The sequence below is a fragment of the Leucobacter sp. UCD-THU genome, from assembly GCF_000349545.1.
Lineage (GTDB): Bacteria > Actinomycetota > Actinomycetes > Actinomycetales > Microbacteriaceae > Leucobacter > Leucobacter muris.
Genome location: NZ_KB714600.1, coordinates 75,986 through 94,529 on the forward strand (window position 1 = coordinate 75,986; position 18,544 = coordinate 94,529).

The 18,544-nt window shown below is 63.4% G+C and carries 11 protein-coding genes; 2 read left to right on the plus strand and 9 right to left on the minus strand.

Features of this window, described 5'->3' with window-relative positions:
- Positions 1 to 6: 6 nt before the first annotated feature.
- Both H490_RS19860 and H490_RS19865 read right to left on the minus strand, forming a co-directional pair.
- On the minus strand, positions 7 to 1,845 hold the full coding sequence (locus tag H490_RS19860) for an ABC transporter ATP-binding protein (RefSeq protein WP_017883168.1): 1,839 nt from the start codon (positions 1,843 to 1,845) through the stop codon (positions 7 to 9).
- Positions 1,842 to 4,721 (minus strand): ABC transporter ATP-binding protein/permease, encoded by a 2,880-nt coding sequence (locus H490_RS19865; protein ID WP_051066141.1) that lies wholly within the window; start codon positions 4,719 to 4,721, stop codon positions 1,842 to 1,844. Before H490_RS19865 ends, H490_RS19860 begins: the two co-directional genes overlap by 4 nt.
- A 577-nt stretch (positions 4,722 to 5,298) precedes the next feature.
- Here H490_RS19865 and H490_RS32275 point away from each other — a divergent pair.
- The gene (locus tag H490_RS32275; protein ID WP_193743381.1) at positions 5,299 to 5,883 is read left to right on the plus strand and encodes a type IV toxin-antitoxin system AbiEi family antitoxin domain-containing protein; all 585 of its coding nucleotides are present in this window, start codon (positions 5,299 to 5,301) and stop codon (positions 5,881 to 5,883) included.
- Positions 5,880 to 6,779: a nucleotidyl transferase AbiEii/AbiGii toxin family protein gene (locus tag H490_RS19875; RefSeq protein WP_031289722.1), complete on the plus strand. Its 900-nt coding sequence runs from the start codon at positions 5,880 to 5,882 to the stop codon at positions 6,777 to 6,779. The genes H490_RS32275 and H490_RS19875 overlap by 4 nt, the downstream gene beginning before the upstream one ends.
- 165 nt (positions 6,780 to 6,944) lie before the next feature.
- On the opposite strand, the gene H490_RS19880 is transcribed toward H490_RS19875, so the two are convergent.
- From H490_RS19880 to H490_RS19905, 7 genes are read right to left on the minus strand one after another with little or no spacing between them, the layout of a single operon-like run.
- A complete protein-coding gene (locus tag H490_RS19880; RefSeq protein WP_017883172.1) occupies positions 6,945 to 8,309 on the minus strand; it encodes a hypothetical protein in 1,365 nt (454 codons plus the stop codon).
- Positions 8,306 to 9,541 carry an ATP-binding protein gene (locus H490_RS19885; protein ID WP_017883173.1) on the minus strand — a complete coding sequence of 412 codons (1,236 nt, stop codon included), beginning with the start codon at positions 9,539 to 9,541 and terminating at the stop codon, positions 8,306 to 8,308. The genes H490_RS19880 and H490_RS19885 overlap by 4 nt, the downstream gene beginning before the upstream one ends.
- The gene (locus H490_RS19890; protein WP_017883174.1) at positions 9,538 to 10,956 is read right to left on the minus strand and encodes a hypothetical protein; all 1,419 of its coding nucleotides are present in this window, start codon (positions 10,954 to 10,956) and stop codon (positions 9,538 to 9,540) included. Before H490_RS19890 ends, H490_RS19885 begins: the two co-directional genes overlap by 4 nt.
- The gene (locus H490_RS19895; protein ID WP_017883175.1) at positions 10,957 to 11,682 is read right to left on the minus strand and encodes a M48 family metallopeptidase; all 726 of its coding nucleotides are present in this window, start codon (positions 11,680 to 11,682) and stop codon (positions 10,957 to 10,959) included. It lies immediately after the preceding gene.
- Positions 11,669 to 14,764, minus strand: coding sequence for a type I restriction endonuclease subunit R (locus H490_RS19900; RefSeq protein ID WP_031289725.1), 3,096 nt, complete (start codon positions 14,762 to 14,764; stop codon positions 11,669 to 11,671). Before H490_RS19900 ends, H490_RS19895 begins: the two co-directional genes overlap by 14 nt.
- Complete coding sequence (locus tag H490_RS31980; RefSeq protein ID WP_031289728.1) at positions 14,761 to 15,975, minus strand: restriction endonuclease subunit S; 1,215 nt, start codon at positions 15,973 to 15,975, stop codon at positions 14,761 to 14,763. The genes H490_RS19900 and H490_RS31980 overlap by 4 nt, the downstream gene beginning before the upstream one ends.
- Positions 15,972 to 18,419 carry a type I restriction-modification system subunit M gene (locus H490_RS19905; RefSeq protein WP_017883178.1) on the minus strand — a complete coding sequence of 816 codons (2,448 nt, stop codon included), beginning with the start codon at positions 18,417 to 18,419 and terminating at the stop codon, positions 15,972 to 15,974. Before H490_RS19905 ends, H490_RS31980 begins: the two co-directional genes overlap by 4 nt.
- Between the last annotated feature and the right edge of the window lie 125 nt (positions 18,420 to 18,544).

The window sequence follows — 18,544 nt, forward strand, 5'->3', positions numbered from 1 at the left end:
TCGGGTTCACCCCCCGATGCGCCACCCCGCGGCGGCGTGCTGCTGGGCGTGGAACTCGGCGAAGCGACCGCCCGCCGCGAGCAGCTCGTCGTAGGAGCCCTGCTCGACCACGCGCCCGCCGTCGATGAACACGACACGGTCGGCGGCGCGGATGCTGCTCAGACGGTGCGCCACGATCACGCGGGTGCGCGGGATCGGATCGCCGCTGAGCGCCGCGGCGACGGCCGCCTCGTTCTCGGTGTCGAGCGCACTCGTCGCTTCGTCGACGAGCAGCACCGGAGCGGGCTTCAGCAGCGCACGTGCGATCGACACGCGCTGGCGCTCACCGCCCGAGAGGGCCGAGCCCGCCTCGCCCACCCGACTGTTCCACCCGTCGGGCAGGCGATCCACGATCCCGTCGACGCGGGCGAGCGCGGCGGCGGCCTCCAGGCGGCGACCGTCGGCACCGGCATCGCCGACCAGCACGTTGTCGCGCACACTCGTGTCGAAGAGGTACGGCTGCTGGAAGACGAAGGTCGAGAGCGAGCGCCGGGCGTCCACGTCGAGCTGGGCGGCATCGATCCCGGCGATCTCGACGGCTCCGGCGACGGGCTGGTGCAGGCCCGCGATGAGGGTGAGGATCGTGCTCTTGCCCGATCCGGAGGGCCCCACGATCGCGGTCGTGCTGCCCGGCTCGAACACCAGGTCGAGACCGTCGAGCACCGGCTCGGCTCCGTCGCCGTACCCGAAGCGCACCCCGCGCAACTCGATGCGCGGAGGCGCGATCGCCGATGCCGGCTCGGAGGCACCGGCGACGCCGGAGGCATCCGCGGCACCCCCGGCGCCGACGGCGACACCAGCGCCGACAGCGCTCTCGGGCGCGATGCCCGCCGCCTCCGCGGTCGTCGCGCCCGCCGGCACGACCGGGGCTTCGAGCACCGCGCGCACGCGGCGCAGCATCGCGAGCGAGCCCTCCATGCCTGCGGCGATACCCGCGAGCGCCGTGAACGGTTCGAGGTACCGGGCGATGACCGCGATCAGCGCGACGGCTTCGGGGGCACCGATGTCTCCGCGCACCGAGAGCCAGACCGTGACGCCCGCGAGCAGCACCAGGGCGAGCTGGCTCGCGAAGCTGAAGACGAGCTGCCCCGGGATCTGCATCGCGAGCAGGCGCATCGTGGCGCCGTGCTGGGCTTCGAGTGCGGCGCCGACGTGGCTGCGCTCGGGCTCGACGCGGCGCGCAGCGCGCAGCGCCTGCTGCGTGCGGGCGAACTCGAGCACACGCTCGGCGAGGGCGCTGTTCGCCTCGTCGGCGGCGCGATCCGCGGCGCGGCTCAGGCGGCCCGCCAGCCAGAATGCGCCGAGCAGCACCGGCACGCCAGCGAGCGCCGCGAGCCCGAGGGGCAGCGAGATCGGCATCAGTGCGATGGCGATCGCGACGGGCAGCAGGATCGCGGCGAGCATCGGCGTCGCGAGGTACACGAAGAGGCCCACGAGTTCGGGGCCGATCGCGGCGATCGCCTGACGCGCCGTCGACGTGTGGTCGCCGTCGAACCAGGTGAGGCGAATACGGTTCACCTGCTCGGCGAGATCGCGCTGACCGCGCTGCAGCACCTCGAAGCCGAGACCGAAGGCGATGCGCGCGACGAGCCAGTCGACCGCCCAGCCGCCGACGACCGCGGCGATGAGCCAGCCGGTCCAGTGCCAGGCGTCGGCGGGCTGCGAGCTGAACAGCGCTGCGACGAGCGGCACGAGCAGCACGGCGCTGAGCGCGCGCAGCACGACGCTCAGCAGCGTGAGCGCGAGGTGGGCGGCGATGCGGCCGCGGCTGCGGGCGGGCAGCAGGGCGAGGACGGCGCGGATCATCGGGCGGCCTCCTGCTCGGTCGTGGTTGTGACGGCCGCGGGCTCCGGGTCTGCGGTGGCGCCGGCGCCGGCGCCACGCGCTGCTGCGCTCTTCCCGGCGTCCCAGAGCTTCCGATATCGTCCGTCGCGCCCCAGCAGTTCGGCGTGCGTTCCGCTCTCGGCGATCCTGCCGTGGTCGAGCACCACGATGCGGTGGACATCGGCGATGGTGTGCAGCCGGTGCGCGATCACGAGCACCGTGCGGTCGCGGGTGAGGCGACCGAGGGCCTGCTGCACGAGGAACTCCGATTCGGGATCGGCGAAGGCCGTCGCCTCGTCGAGCACGAGCACCGGCGTGTCGGAGAGGATCGCACGGGCGATCGTGAGCCGCTGCCGCTCGCCTCCCGAGAGCGCCGCGTCGGGGCCGAGCCGCGTGTCGTAGCCCTGGGGCATGCGCAGGATGCGGTCGTGGATATTGGCCGCGCGAGCCGCCGCCTCCACCCGCTCGTCGCTCGCGTCGGGCGCGGCGAGCGCGATGTTCTCGCGCACCGAGCCCTGCACGAGCTGCGTCTCCTGGAACACGAAACCCACCCTCGCGTAGAGCTCGTCGGCGTCGAGCTCTCGGATGTCGGTACCGTCGATCCGGATCGCCCCCTCCCCCACGTCGTGGAAACGGGCGAGCAGCGCGGCGAGCGTCGACTTACCCGATCCCGACGGTCCGACGAGAGCCGTCACCGTGCCGGGCTGCAGCGTCAGCGAGACGTCCTCGAGCACCGGCGCGCCGGGCCGGTAGGCGAAGCCCACGCCCTCGAAGCGCACCTCGCCGCGCGGCCGCGCCGATCCCGAACCGCCGTAACCCGCGCCCGACGGGGCCGCGAGCTCCTGCTCCTCCAGCACGTTCTGCACGCGCCGAGCCGCGAGCAGCCCGTCGCGCAAGCCGGACATGCCGTAACCGATCCCCAGCAGGCGCGACCCGAAAGTCGTGCCGAGCAGCAGGAACGGCAGCAGGTCGAGCGGATCCATCGCGCCGCTCGTCACCCAGAGCGTGCCGAACACGCAGATGAGCAGCAGGAACGTCGACGGGCGCGTCGCGAGATCCATGAACGTCTTGAGCCCCGTGAAGGGTCGCTGCCAGCCGTCGAGGAACTCGACGTACTCCCCCAGACGCGCGCGGAACGTCGACGCCGCCGCACCCCCGAAGACGCGCACCACCGGCTGCCCCTCGAGGTAGGCGCCCGCCTCGGTCTGCATGCGCTCGGCCCACTTCAGCGCCTTCGGCGTCGTGTCGTACGAGCGCAGGATCATCAGGTACATCGTGACCACGTACACCAGCACCGGCACGAACATGAGCAGCGCCATGCGCCAATCGACCACGAACAGGTACACCAGCACCGCGACCGGCGCGACCGCGGCCGCCACCGCGTCGCCGACCGCGTGCGTGACCAGGTAGTGCAGGGCGAGCGTGTCGTCCTGCACGACCTGCTTCACCTGAGCCGAGCCCCGAGCACTGAACCAGCCGAGCGGCAGTCGTGAGAGCTTCGCGAGCAGGCGGCTGCGCAACTCGCGCTCGAAACGGGCGTCGACCGCGTGCAGCCAGAGCACGAGCGCCGCCCCGAGCAGAGCCCCCAGGCCGACCAGCACCACCGTCCAGATGCCGATCGCCCAGAGCTCCCGCGGCGTGGAATCGCCCGACAGCAGTCGGCGCGACAGCTCCACCAGCAGGAAGAACGGCGCCAGCTCGATCAGCGTGACGATCGCCTGCAGCACAGCCGTCGCGACGAAGACCGGCTTCAGCGGAGCGAGCAGGCGGGAGCCCGCCGAGGCGCGCCACTTGCCGCGCACCGGGGCGGCCTGGTCGGGCGGGGCGCTCGGCGAGTTCGTCGTCTCGTGTGGTGAGCCGGCGGCCTGGTTGGCTGAGCTCTTGGTCTCGCTCACCGGGTTGGTGGCCTCGTTCGCTGAGTTGGTGATCGCGCTCGCTGAGTTGGTGGTCGCGCTCGCTGAGCTTGTCGAGGCGGGCGAGGGATCCGGCACTCCGGTCGCCGAGCCCGAGGCCTCGTTCACCGAGCCTGTCGAAGCGAGCGCAGGCTCCTTCGCCGCGGCCCCGGAGCCTGTCGAGGTACCGGGGGCCGAGGCGGTGCCGCCGCCGTCTCCCCCGCGCTGCTTACCCATCGCCTTGCCTTCGACCCAGTAGGCCTGGGAGTGGATCTCGCTGCGGGGGAATCCGAAATCGTCGCGCAGGCGCGAGCGCAGCTGCTTGAGCGAGGCGCTCTCGGGGGTGGCCCAGACGTGCCAGTTCGACCAGTCGCGCGCCTCGATCGCCTGCGCGAGCGACTGGGGGCCGGTGCGCGGCGTCCAGTGCGTGAGCAGCCGCGGGTGGCTCGGGATCGGGATCAGCCGGTCGTCGGGGTGGTGCTCTTCGAGGTAGAGCTCGATGGGCACGTCGTGCGGCAGCGCGGTGATGATGCCGGCGAGGCCCGGGATCGCGGCGGCGTCGCCGACGAGCAGGTAGCCGGCGGGGCGTTCCTCGGGCAGCTCGAACTTGGAGGAGCCGAGGGTGTTCACCTGCAGGGTGTCGCCGGGCCGGCAGTTCTGGGCCCAGGCCGAGGCGGGGCCGGCGGGCTCGTGCAGCACGAAGTCGAGCGAGAAGCGGCCGGTCTCGGTGTCGCCGGAGCTGATGGTGTAGCCGCGCTGGTGCTCGGTCTCCTTGCCCTCGTGGTCGGGGAACCAGCCGCGCAGCCACGCGGTGGGCGCGAGCTCGGCGTCTTCGAAGAAGGTGTCGGAGTGCAGGTGCACGCGGATGAAGCTCGGCGTGATCTCCTCTTTCGAGAGGACGGTCACGGTGTGATCGCGTGCCTGCGTGGCGCGCATCATCACGCCTTGGATACCGCGTTTCGCCATCGGGCGCCCCTTGCACTCTGGATCGTCGGGTTGGTTCCCCGACCACCCAAACTACCATTCATCAGATGAAGTGGGCGAGTGCGGATCTCCTCGATGCCGGGGGCGGCCGCCGAAAGCGCGTCAGCCTAGCGAGATCGCTCCGTCCGAGCGATGCGGCGGCTCCGAGAAGGGCGCAGATTCTCGACTCGAACCAAGAACAACTGACGGGCTCTGGCTCTCCGGGCTGACCCGTGCAAACCTGCTCGATCCGCGTATTCATGCGGTTCTTACGACACCAGTCTACGGGTTGTCGCGGGTTGATACGGCCTCATTCGGACCCCGGGGAGGGGTTTAGGACCCCGTTTCGGACCCCGCTGGAAGCGTCGTCATAACGTCATGAGTAGCGTTGTCGACTGCATCGCCACGGATGCGATCCACTCACACGCGCCCATGCTGTGCGAGGTCTTTATCCTGAGCTGGCCGACTGGTCATCATCCTCTCCGGCGGACAGCACCACGACTTCGTTCGAAACAACACCGCCCAACAGAAACCATAACAGGTATGCTGTATCTGTGACGGATTCTGCTGATGAGAGGTGGTGAGGGACATCGCGACGCTACCCGATCTACTGAGCTACGACGATCTGGGCTCACAGGGTCTCACTCGGCACGGACTCGATCGATTGATCGAGTCCGGCGAGTTCGAGCGCATCGCTCCTGGGCTCTTCCTCAGATCAGGACTCACGGACGACACGACGGCGGCCTGGATCGCCATCGCAGCCAAGAGACCCGACGCCACGCTGTGTCTGCTGACAGCGCTTTCTCTGCACGATCTGACCGACGAGATTCCCACCCGGAGCGACATCGCCATCCCGCGCGGCACACAACCGGTCACCGTTCACCACGCGCCCATCGCCTGGCACCGCTTCGACGCGGACACGTTCCGCATCGGCCACACCGAGCATGCGCTGCCGGACGGATCATCCATCGGCCTCTACTCTGCTGAGCGTACCCTCATCGATCTGTTCCGCCTGCGTCACGCCTGGGGCAGTGACCTCGCCCTCGGCGCACTCAAGCAGTGGTTGCGTGGGCGCGGCAACAGTCCCGGTTCGCTGCTCACGATGGCCGAGGAGTTCCCGAAGGCACGCTCCGCGATCCAGCACGCCTTGGAGGTCCTGCTATGAGCCCAAACCCGCAGCACGGAACTCCCGCGGGCGACGCCACCATCGCCCTCCGAAAACTTGCCCGGCAAACCGGCGGAGACGTGCAGGAGCTGATGACCCTGTACGCGCTCGAAGGGCTGCTGGCGCGGATCGCGCTCTCTGAGTATCGCAATGACTTTGTTCTGAAGGGCGGTGTGCTGCTCGCCGCTTTCGCCGCACGCCGCCCGACGAAAGACATCGATCTGCAGGCAACCCGGCTCACCGATGATCCTGACGAGGTCGCCGAACGTGTCCGCGCCATCGCGAGGCTAGAGCTTGCCGACGGCCTCGTGTTCGATCCCGCGAGCGTCACTGCGACAACGATTCGCGACGAGGACGAGTACGCCGGGGTACGGGTCAAGCTCATCGCAACGCTCGGCACTGCCCGGCTGACCGTCGGAATGGATGTGAACTTCGGCGACCCCATCTGGCCAGAACCCCAGTTCATCGAGCTGCCTCGTGTCACCGATCTCGGTCTCCCGCCAGTGGCGCTACTGGGATACCCGCTGACAATGGTGCTCGCCGAGAAGATCGTCACCGCAATCGACCGCGGCGTCGCCAACACTCGCTGGCGCGACTTCGCTGACGTCTACACCCTCATCCGCCTCCATTCGGTCGACGCAGACGAACTCCGCACCTCGATCGAGGCTGTCGCTGAGTACCGCAAGGTCACACTTGCACCGCTGCTGCCTGGGCTCGCGCCGATGAACGAGCGAGCGCAGGAAAAGTACCGCGCGTGGCGCACCCGATCCCACCGCGAAGTCGAACTTCCCGCGGCGTTCGCCGACATCCTTACCGCAGTCGCGAGCTTTGCCGATCCGGCGCTGTCCTCTACAGCAAGAGAGCGGTGGAATCCCCATCTCTATACCTGGGAGTGAGGGGTCAGCGGAAAGCTAGGACGACTCGCCACTCAGCGGCTTCCTGCTCTCCAACGAGCTCTCTCCGTAGCGCCTGATCCACCACAGCTTCCCATCGGTTCTGCACAATCTACGTCACTCACATTCGGTACGCATACTCCTGAATAGTTCGGATCGCCTGACGTCTTACCAGTAGATCGCAATCACGTCGACATCCAGTAAACGCTCGTCTGGGATATCAGGCACAGCTGTCGATGCCTGAGCCTGAACGATCGATGAAGTTTGAAGCGGCAACAGAGGTAGTCCGCTTGCCTGACGAGCCTGCTCGCGAAGCTCCAGATCCGTCGACGCTTCGACATCGACACCCGACATGGAGCGGATCTTCTCCCTGAGCAGCGCGAATGCCGTCCGCTGTTCGTAAGCTGAGCCGGCCCGCTCCTGCAGTGCGGCGATCTCGAGCTCAATCTCGGCAGATTGCTCTGCGTTGAGTTGGGCGTCCGATTCGCCTAGTAGCGCCGTCTTGTAGTTCGAAAGAGCCTCCACCATCTTCTCGTTGACGGGTGCAGCCGCAGCCGATGTTTGCCGCGAGACGAAGGGTACGCGTCCCGCTGCATTGATCTGGTCGACCAGCTTCGGAACCAACGGACGAAACAGATCGGCAAGCTTCACCGGTGTCCACGTACGCTGAAGCCCGTCACGGGAGACTCGGCAAAGCACCGTGAACTCGGCGTCGGAGAATAGAACTCTCCGCAAATCCTTCCAGTAGGCCAGATGCTCGGTCACCCCAACAATCACGAGAGGCTTGCGGTCGAGTTCAAGATCAGTGAGCAGATCGTTGTGGACGACAAACTCCTCCCCATCAATCTCGACTACAGAGTAGTCGATTGCCTCCGCTCGAATTGGGATCAGGCCAGCAAGGAGACGCTGGAGGATCTTGTTGATCGGCTGGACTTCTCGAAGAGTAGCGAGACCGTTGTCCGCCGCGAACATCTCCGGGTAGTCCTCGGCCATGCCGGTGAACTCTGAGACCATTGTTCCGAGGTGGAATACGGGGTCTGCAGATAGCTTCACCCGGAACTCGACGACGGATCCCCTCTGGAAGTCCAGCGATCGGGACGCTCGCGACTGATTCCCTTCCTGCTTGATCTTGGCTGGATCGTCCACGGGCGAGTCGATCTTGACCGGCTGGATGAAACGCAAGTCAGGTATCGCGAGTAGTTCACGGAACCAAGACTGCACAGTCGCCTTGCGGGAAGTCTGAACGGTGCTACTGTTGCTCGTCTGATAACGGGAGGTTACTTCGGCCTTGGTAAGAAAACCGGGCTCTACGGAGACAGATCCTTCGATCTCCGCCTGACGCCCAGAGGTCTTCTGCTCGGAAGTCGAGTCCGTAACACCACCCTTTTGCGATGACAGCAGACTGCGGACGCTCACCTCATCGAGGTAGACGAACTCACGCAGGACGTCACCAGTGAGGTCGCTTTTCGTGCCCGTGCTGACGTCGCGACGCTTCCAGTGGAACAGCGACTTCATCTTGTTCCAGACGCTCATCGACTTGCCTCCTCTGACTGCTGGCGACGAGGGCGGCTGGCCACTCGCTCGTATGCCTGGGCGACGTCCTCAGCCGCGATCGCCTCTCGGCTGTCTCCAGCAGCAACGAGTGCCGCCTCGGTCCAGATAGATGTCAGTTCTGCCGCTGACCATCCCTCTGCGAGTACCGCCAAGTCTTCGAGAGGGAGCTCTCCGGTGATAGAAAGGTGCTTCGCTCGTACGGCCAGAATCTCGAGGCGATCTTGAAGTGTCGGCATCTCAAATTCGATCTCCCAGTCGAATCGGCCTGGGCGCGTGAGGGCAGGGTCGAGTACCTCGATGCGGTTGGTCGCCGCGATCACGATCACGCTCGCGTTCTGGTTCTTGTCGTCGAAGCCGTCCATCTCGGTAAGCAGCTGAGCTACCAGGCGCTTCGATGCCTCGTGCGAGTCGCTGCTTCGGCGCTCGGCGATGCTGTCGATCTCATCGAAGAAGACGATGGCTTTGCCGTTCTTGCTCGTTGCGGCAGCCTGAAAGATCTTTCGCAAGGTGTCTTCGGTATCGCCGAGGTACTTGCTGACAATTGACGGTCCACTGACCAGGTAGAAGTCGGCCTCTGACTCTTGCGCGATGATGCGCGCCAAGTGGGTCTTGCCAGTACCAGGAGGCCCGGTGAAGATGATGCCCTTGACCGGCTTGGCCTTGATCTTCTTGAGTTGCTCCCGACGGTCGAGTTGCGTCTCGATCAGTTCGAGTGCGCGCTCTTTCACTTGCGGGTAGCCGCCGAAATCGTCAAAGGTCAGTTCGTTCTCAGAGTTCTCGATCAGGTACTGCTTGCGTACCTGCTCTAGATCGATGTCGAGTCCACCACTGCGTATCGGCGTCTCCGAGATGACCCTCTGGATGCCGTCGGTGTCGTTGTACTCGACCGTGTATCCGACCTTGACGTCGATTTCGCTGGGATTACTGACAAGCCTGGTCAAGCTGCCAAGCTCGACGAGCACTGAGTTCTCAAGAACTCGCAGAACAACCGCGACCGAATTGGTCTCCTGCCAGACCTCACTCGGCGTCTCCTCCCACCTGTCCTTGCCCAGGATGATGGTCGCTCCAACCTTCGGCAGGGCAGTGAAGCCCGATGCGCGTCCTGTCTGGCCGTCAGGAAGCTTGAAGTGGATCGCTTGGTTCTCTTCGTCAATGTGCACCACCTTCATCAAGGTGCCGATATGTACGCCAACTGGGTCGAGTTCGCTCATTCCTGATTACCCTCTGTCGCAACTTCTGGGATGCCCTGCGTTCCGCGGACAAACTCGCCCTCATCGGTTACCGTGAGCTTGGCGTGTTCAAAGATCCCAACTGCGTTCCGCACGTCGTTGCCGGTGGTGAACTGCTGGCGAAGTTTGTCGTCGACGCCGAGCAGATCGAATAGCTGGGCTCGCGCGATCACCTCGGCAAGTTCTTTGACCCCGGCCAAGACGTCAGCGTCGGGGTAGGATTCTCGGTCGGGGTGCTTCAGGTCGTTGTTGACGTTCGAGATCGCTTTTGCGATGCCGATGCGACTGCCGATCTCAGGCCAGTCGAGATTCGCCGCCTCTAGGCACTTGACGATGTGGTCGCGCATCGAGCGCCGTCTCTTGTCGTTGAAGCGGTAGTAGCCGAAACGGTCGAGCGAGATAGCGAGCATCATCAGCTGCGGCTCGAGGAAGCGACTTGCTCCGTTGATCACTTCGGCCGCTGGCTGAACTGCTTGCTTAAAAACTTCGTCGGCGTACAGCTCGATCCACTTACGCATACCGTCCGCCCCGATATCATCCAGCCGGAACAGACCGAAGACGAAGGTGTTCTCTTTCGGAACAGGATCGCGATGCTGTGCGACGGTGCCGTACATCTGCACCTCCACTGAGTGAGCACCGCGGTCGCTGCCGTCCATCATCCAGAGAGGGAACGCGTCATCTCGCAACTTATGGGATCGCCACGCGAGCTTGTGCCCGAACACCAGGCTCAGAAGTACTCGCACCGCCCAGTGCGCCGAGAAGTGATCGGCGATCGCCGCCCCACTCTCGCTGACCGTGCTGATGTACGGATTACTGTCATCGATCACGAAGCTTCGCCCCGGCGTACCGTGCCAGGCAACGTTCGATTGGATCGCGTACTTGAATCCGCCGCTCTCCCAATCAACGCACTCGTTGGCGTCGAGAACCACGGTCGTCCGGTAGCGACCGTTCTCGCCTCGCTCTTGCTCGTGCTGGACCGGACTGAAGCGCGCGAACTCTCGCAAGCCATCGATGTTTGAGATGAACTCTCTGACGAGGTACTCGTCCTTGTAGCTCCGCGGACGCTCGAAAATGGCCGCCTGAGCCTTCACCTTTCCGACGATGCGATCAATCCCTGAGTAGCCGCCAGACATCGTCCCGGTGAGGGTGACGTAGCCCTTGTTGTCCTCGAACAGAAGCGTCTTTGGCAGAGTGCCGTTGTTCATGTCGAACCACTCGCGAGTCTTGACGTATTGAGGGTTCGGACCGCTGTCCTGTTCGTAGTAGTACGGGATGGCGAGTTCAGCACCATGCTTCTCATCGAAGGTCAGCACGGCTGCCTGGTCGGGAACAGTGTCATCAACGCCATCAAACAGACGTCCGACGCGCACGTCTCCAGGGCCAAGCGTGTTCGCCATCTACAGCCCCCACTCCTCGTCGGCCAGCGGAGCGTCGTTCAACTCGTCGCGGCGTGCGCGCCAGTCCGGCAGGAACTGATCCATCAAGTCTGTGAAGCGCCGGTTGTGGCTGCGTTCGTGCAGGTGCGTCAGCTCGTGCACGACGATGTACTCGAGGCAACGCGGGTTCTTCTTGGCCAGCTCCGGATTGATCCAGATCGTGCGGGAGTGAGTCATGCAAGTGCCCCACTTGGTCTTCATCCGCCGCACGACGATCTTGTCGGCATCGACTCCTACGATTGGCTGCCACTTAGCGAGCAGGGCAGGCAAGGCCGCCTTGAGTTCGCGGCGGTACCAGCGATCCAGGGCGGCGAGCTTGGACTCGCTATCGGCATCGGCGGGTGTCACTACCCAGAGCGTCTGCCCCTTGGTCTCGACGTGGAAGTTGCCCGAGGTGCGCGAAGCATCGAGCCGGTATCGCTGGCCCCATACATAGTGGGTTTCGCCAGACTGCATCTCGCGCTTGGTCTGGCGATTTGCCTTCTGCAGCTGCTCTCGTTGACTCTTGATCCACGGCAGACGTTGGACGATCGCAAGGCGGATGGTATCCTCGTCGATGGTGTCCGGGGCGGCAACACGAATTCGCCCGACCGGCGGGTAGACCGAGATGTGCAGGTTCTTGATGTCCTTGTAGACGACATCAATCCCAAGGCCGGCGACGGTGAGGTAGGCGTTAGCGGTACTCATCGTGCTCTTTCAGAAGCTTCACGAGTGCCTCCAGGCGTTCCGCGTCGAAGCCATCCGGCAGCTCGCGGCGAAGCGTGCGAGCCAGGGCACGCTCCTTAATAGGGTTGCCCGCCCAGGCGTGTTCCTTGTTGTTCTGGATGACGTCGCTCAGGTACTTGAGTTCGATGACTATGTCGCTTGGCCAGCTGAAATCGACCAGCGCCCGACGAGCCGGAGTTGATGCCCAAGCAGGGTAGGCAGTGTCCGACTCCTTCTTGCCGACCTGAGCAGTCAGGGAAAGCAGGTCGTTGAGGAAGTCTGCGTAGGCCTCGGCTTCCTCATGACGACGCTCGATAATGGCGTCGAGCAATGAAGACATCCGGTCGTAATACTTCGGGTTCAGCGCCCGTTCGTCGACGATGGTTTTGCGGACGTTGTTGATGATGGTCTCAGCCACCGCCTCGGGATTCTTGCGAATACCTTCCGGCAGGGTGTCGATGGCACCGGCACCGCGTTCGACGATCAACTGCACCAAGCCCTGGTCCAGGATCGCCACCGTCTCGGACGGCTCGGCCAGGATGTAGGTATCGAGCAGCGAACGCATGCCTGCTTCGAACTGCTTCATGTCGATGTTCTCGCCAGCACCACGTTCGACCTCATTGCGGACGGCGACGAAGTGGGCGACCTCGCTCTTGATGAACGCCGCTTCGGCAGCCGTATAGTCGGCCGATTCCATGTCGTTCGCCAGGGTGCCGTAAGCACGAACCAGCGAAGCGACCGACTTGTATAGCTCGACACGCTTCGGCTCGTTGAGCTTGATCTGCGCCGCGTCGCCCGGCTCGAACGAGACGAAGTAGTGCTGGTACTCCAGCGTTCCCTTCGGCGGAGCCACAGGTTCGCAGAGGGCACGAACTCGCTCCAGGGCCTCGTCCAGATCCTGTCGATCCTGCTCGGTGCGATCCTTGAGCAGCCCCTCGATGTCTTCCTTGGCGTAGCCGTCGAGAGCACCCGAGGTGTAGTCCGAGATAGCTTGATCCAGCGACTTGAACAGGTCGCGGTAGTCGATGACGTAGCCGTAGGTCTTATCGTCACCATCGAGCCGGTTGACGCGGCAGATCGCCTGAAACAGGCCGTGGTCCCGCATCTTCTTGTCAATGTAGAGGTAGGTGGCGCTTGGGGCATCGAAGCCGGTCAGGAGCTTGTCGACCACGATCAGCAGCCGCATCTGGCCAGGCTCTTCGATGAAGCGACGCTTGACGTCCTTCTCGAACTCCTTGATTCGCAGCACCGCCTGGTCTGCCGACTCATGGAAGTAGTCCGCCAGCATCTGACGATAGATGTCATACTTGATCAGCTCTTCGTTGTCGCCCGCACCAGCGTCCTCTTTCGAGATTGAGGTAGCGGTCGGGACATAGCTCGACACGATGGCGACCCTGTCCTTGAAGCCCGCCTGGACGAACATCTCGTAGAATTTGCAGGCCTGGTAGACGCTCTCGCTCACCAACATCGCGTTGCCGCGCCCAGACAGCAGACGAGGCTCACGCTCGAAGTCCATCAAGATGTCCTGCACGATCATGGCGGCACGCGAACGAGCCGACACGACCTTCTGCATGGTGCCCCACTTCTTCTTAAGGCGTGCCTTGCTGAGGTCAGTCAGCCCCTTGGTCTTGATGTCGAACCACTTATCGACTTGCTCCGGGCCGATCAGGTCCTGATCGATGTTGCGAGCCGTGTAGCGCAGGTCGAGCACCACGCCGTCGCGGACGGCTTCATCGAACTTGTAGGTGTGGATGAACGAGCCGAAGGTCTCGATGCTCGTCATCTTGTCGGCCTTGAGCAGCGGCGTGCCAGTGAAGCCGATGAACATCGCTTCCGGCAGCAGGGCGGTCATCGCCTTGTGCAGCTTGCCGCTCTGAGTACGGTGCGCCTCGTCGACGAAGACGAACAGGTTGCCCTTGGCCTTGAAGTCGGCCGGGATGCGGGAGCCCAGCTCCTTAATGAACTCGTCGCTGTCGGTCTCCTCCGCGTCGTCGGCCTGGTCACCAGAGCGGAACTTGTGGACGAGCGAGCAGAGCAGCCATGGCTGGCTCTGGTTGAGCTTGCCGATCAGGTCAGCGCCCGAAGTCGAGCGATAGATCGACTCGTTGACGCCACCGAAGACCTTCTCGATCTGCTCATCGAGTTCGGTGCGGTCAGTGATGATCAGCACGCGGGCATCCGTCTGATGCTCACGAATCCACTTCGCTAGCCAGACCATCGTCAGGCTCTTGCCCGAGCCCTGCGTGTGCCAGATGATGCCGCCCTCGCGGCTGCGGACGCGCTCTTGAGCCGCCTTGACGCCGAAGAACTGGTTGTGTCGGGCGGTCTTCTTGACCCCCGAGTCGAACACGATGAAGTCGTGGATGATCTCCAGGAACCGATCCTTGGAACACATCTGGAGCAGGGAACGGTCGAGCGGGCTCGGCTCCTCGCCGGACTCCTTCCACTCGAGCCAGTACTTCTCGGGCGTATCGATCACGCCGTAGCGCAAGCCCTCTACGTCGTTGCCCGCGAACAGCAGCTGGACGGTCGTGAAGAACGGCCGTACGAAGTGCTGCTTCTGGTTGCCGATGTTTTGGCGGATGCCCTCGCTGACGCTGACCCACGAGCGCTTCAGCTCGATCACGCCCAGCGCGATGCCATTGACGTAGAGCACGATGTCGGGGCGCTTGGTGTGCTCGCCCTTGATGGTGACTTCTTCGGCCACCACAAAGTGATTGGCCTGCGGATTCTCCCAGTTGATCGGCCAAACCGTCTCGGTGGTCTCGCCGACGTCGCGCTTCACCTTGACGCCGTAGCGAAGCAGCTCGTAGAACTTGCGGTTCAAGTCGTAGAGCTTCTGACCATCTGCCAGAGAGGCGGCGGTCAGGAGCGGTGAGGCCGCACGACGAATCAACTCGTCGTCGTAGCCTCGAGCCTTCAGGTTCTGGATCAGCAGAGCCTCGTCGATGTTGTGGTTATCGAGATCCTCGCGGTTGCCGCCGTACTCGTAGCCGAGCCGATCACGGAAGAGAGCCACCACACGGCTTTGCGTCTTGCGTTCGATCTGACCTACGGCGTTCATGTTGCGCCCTCCTCAGTGAGACGTGTCCGGCCAGTCAGCAGCTCCTGCATCATGCCGTGCTTGATAGCCCGAGCAGATGCGAGGCGACGTTCTAGGGCGGCGATCTCGTTGTCGGCATCACGGAGCACACGAGAGATGGCATACTGCTCATCCAAATCTGGTACCTGCACTTCGATCTGCGAGAACTCTTTCCAGCGAAGACTTCCTCGACGATCTACGGAGGCATTCATGACGCGGGCAAACTTTTGTCGGAAGGATTCGAGCTTCATCTGTCGCTGAAGGAAGAAGCTGTCGTTGCCCCCGATGGGATACATGACCACGTAGATCGGGCTGACGACTGCGCGATCGTAGATCTCCTGCACGCCAATCGAGCCCTCTTCGATGTGGTTTGCGGGGTAACCGATATCGCCTCGACGGATCACTCGGTAGGAACTGAGGTCACGGCTGAACACCTGATTCTTGAAGTAGTCGAGCGACCTCACAAAGCCCTCATGCTTCGTGCAACTCAGAACCTCAAGACTCTCGCCAGAGACATTCAACTCGGATCTCGGAGCAAGAACTTCGTGAATTCGGCGAACCGACCATGGTGTCCCGAAGCCAGCGAGTCGCGTTGCTCCCGTCAGCATTGTCTGCATTAGGCCTTGATTAATCTCTTTCTTCTTCGCGATGAGACGTTCGAGAGACGCGATCAGACCGTCAACATCGACGAGCACGCTCGAGATCGCCCGCTGCTCTTCCGGGCTCGGTACTAGCAACGAAAATTCCAGCAATCGCGCCTTAGGGATGTTCTTCATGCTGTTGCTGGTCCCGGTTGCCAGCTCTCGGACGCTAGTCGCGACATCACCGAATCCCAGTGCGTAATTCAGCCATCGCATGTCCATCGATGCCGTCCGCCTGCCGCGCGCGAGCCAAAGACGATCAGGCAAGAACACGCCCGGCTCGTCGGTTTCCACGTACCCAACGGCGCCCACGAGCGCTGGCGTGTTCATGCGGCTAATAACGATGGAGCCGCGAACCGGCGCGCACTTCGCCCTCGATACATCAGCGGCGACGATCGCCTTGGTTTCTCGGAAGTCGACTCTTCCGTTTGCGACGGCGGAAGTCTTGAGCACTGCGGGGCGGGAGAGGTCCCCATCGCGAGAGCGAACACTGACGCCAGCGGTGAGACCGTCGATCAGATCACCGACCTTCTTCTCTGCCCAGGGCGTCATGACAAGACCCCCATCGCAGCAAGGTGGCCCGCGACCTTCGCGCTCAATGTCTCGATCTCGGCGTCGAGCTGACTGGCCGTGGCCTCGTACCGTTCGGCGAGCACACGCAGGCGAGCGGTGAACTTCTGAACAACTGCCACAAGTTCGCTCTCGATGCCCGCCTCGATGGTGGCGCCCCACTTGTCGTCGACGACCAGCTTCTTGATGTCGTCGGTGGAGAGCTTGCCGTATTGAGCCAGCGCCTGCTCCTCAAGCTTGGAGGTCGCTCCCTTGACTGCCTTCTTGGCGGCTGCCTCAGTGGCGAACAGACTGGCAACGTGGTTCAGCGCCTTGATCTCGTCGGGATCGGCTCCCTCGGCCTTGGCAGCGCGCAGCCGGTTCTTGACCGTGGTCGCGGTGATCTTGTCGTCCTCGACAGCCTCCCAGAGCAGACCTTCCTCGACGGCGTGCTCTTCGGTGTACTCCTCGATCGCCTGCGTCGCAGCTTCGAAGTCGGCGGTCAGCTGGCCGAGCTGAGCCTGCTCATCGGCAAAGAACCGTCCGATGATGTAGCTCGGCGGGATAAGGTCCATGACCCAGCGCTTGGCGTTGGCTCCGGTGCCGAAGGTCAGATGAGCGTCTTCGTACTTGGTCTTGTTGTTCTTGTCTTTCCAGCTACGGGCGGCACGAGGCTTGGCTGCGGCGTCCCAGCCTTCGCCAACGATCAAGGCGACGTCGTCGTGCATCGATGCGTTCCAGTAGCTCATCAGCTGCTCGTACACGGCGTACTCGTCGAGCAGTCGGTGCGAGCGGAAGCTCTCTAAGAGCGATTCGCCGAGATCAAACGACAGGTCGTTCGGTCGGGTCGAGGACTCGATCCCCTCGAGGACCGCCCGGTTCGCTTGCGACCACGACTTGACGAGATCCGTCGTACCTGAGCTGATCACCGGGTACTGGTCGAAGCCGAGCACCGTCGACTCTATGTCGGCCTTGCTGATCTTCAACTCCGAGTAGCCATCGCGCAGAGGCGAGAATAGCTCTTCGCGCAGGCCGGGGAAGGCGTCCCAGTAAAGCTGCAAGTCGTCGAGGTCGCGGTTCGGTATGCCACCCTGCAGATGGGCGCGCAGGTCCTGGATGTCATCCGGTTCGGACGAGTCGATGTAGCGAGGGATGTTGAGGTTGTAGTCGTTCTTCGGGTCCTCGATCTCACTGTTCGACACGAAGCGAGAGAAGCGATCGATGTCCGTCTGGCGAACGTAGGCATCGACGATCTTGTGCATGTCGCGTGGTCGCAGGCGGTTCTTCGGGCCGTCCTTCTCGTAGCCTTTGGAGGCGTCGATCATGAAGATGCCCGTGCGGCTGGCAGCATCCTTCTTGTCGAGAACTAAGACGCAGGCAGGGATTCCGGTGCCGTAGAAGAGGTTCGCCGGCAGGCCGATGATGGCCTTTATGCAGCCGCGCTTGATCAGCTCTTTGCGGATCTGCGCCTCGGCGTTTCCACGGAAAAGCACACCGTGCGGCAGGATGACCGCGCCGCTTCCAGTCGACTTGAGCGACTTGACCATGTGGAGCAAGAAGGCGTAGTCACCGTTCTTGTCCGGTGGCGTCGCGAAGCCGTCGAAGCGGCCGTAGTCCTTCTCAACGCCGTTCTTCCAGGTCTTGACCGAGAACGGAGGGTTGGCCACCAAGTAGTCGAAGGTGGTGAGCTTGTCGCCCTCGCGGAACTTCGGATCGGCCAGAGTGTTGCCCTGCACGATCTCGTGGGTCTCGTTGCCGTGAAGGATCATGTTCATCCGAGCCAGAGCCCAGGTGGCGTTGTCATTTTCCTGGCCGTAGATCGTCAGGCCGTTCGGCGCCGCATCTGCCACCTTGATCAGCAGCGAGCCAGAGCCACAGGTCGGGTCGTAGACCGTCGTCGACTTCGGCGTTCCAGTCGGGATCTGCAGCAGCTGAGCCATCACGCGAGAGACCTCAGCAGGCGTGTAGAACTGGCCCTTGCTCTTGCCGGACTGTGTGGCGAAATGCCGCATCAGGTACTCGTAGGCGTCCCCGAGCAGGTCATCGCCCTCGGCCCGAGAGCCGGTAAAGTCGATGTCCTGGAAGATGCCGATCAGGTTTGAGACGCGATCCTGGAGGTCCTTGCCAGACCCGAGCTTGGTCGGGTCATCGAAGTCGGCGTTGTTGATGACGCCCTGCAGGCTGTTCGCCTCCGCCAGCTTGCGGATGGCGACGTTGACCTTCTCACCAACGTCCGGCTTGCCCTTGAGGGTGATGAGGTAGTCGAAGGAGCCGTCCTCGGGCACCTCGATCAGGGCGTAGGGGTCAGCCTTGGCTTTGTCCGAGACATACTTCACGAAGAGCAGCGTCAGGACGTAGTCCTTGTACTGGCTAGCGTCCATCGAGCCGCGAAGCTCGTCAGCGCTGCTCCACAGGGAGCTGTACAGGTCTGACTTCTTGAGGGCCACTACCAGCTCACCGCCCTCGACCAGGGGTCTGCTCGAGTGTCTTCGTTGGTTTCGGCTTCGCGGCGCGTCGTGCCATGCTGTGGGTCTCCTCCGCGCCGCACGGCGCGTTTTAAGTTGTGCTCTTA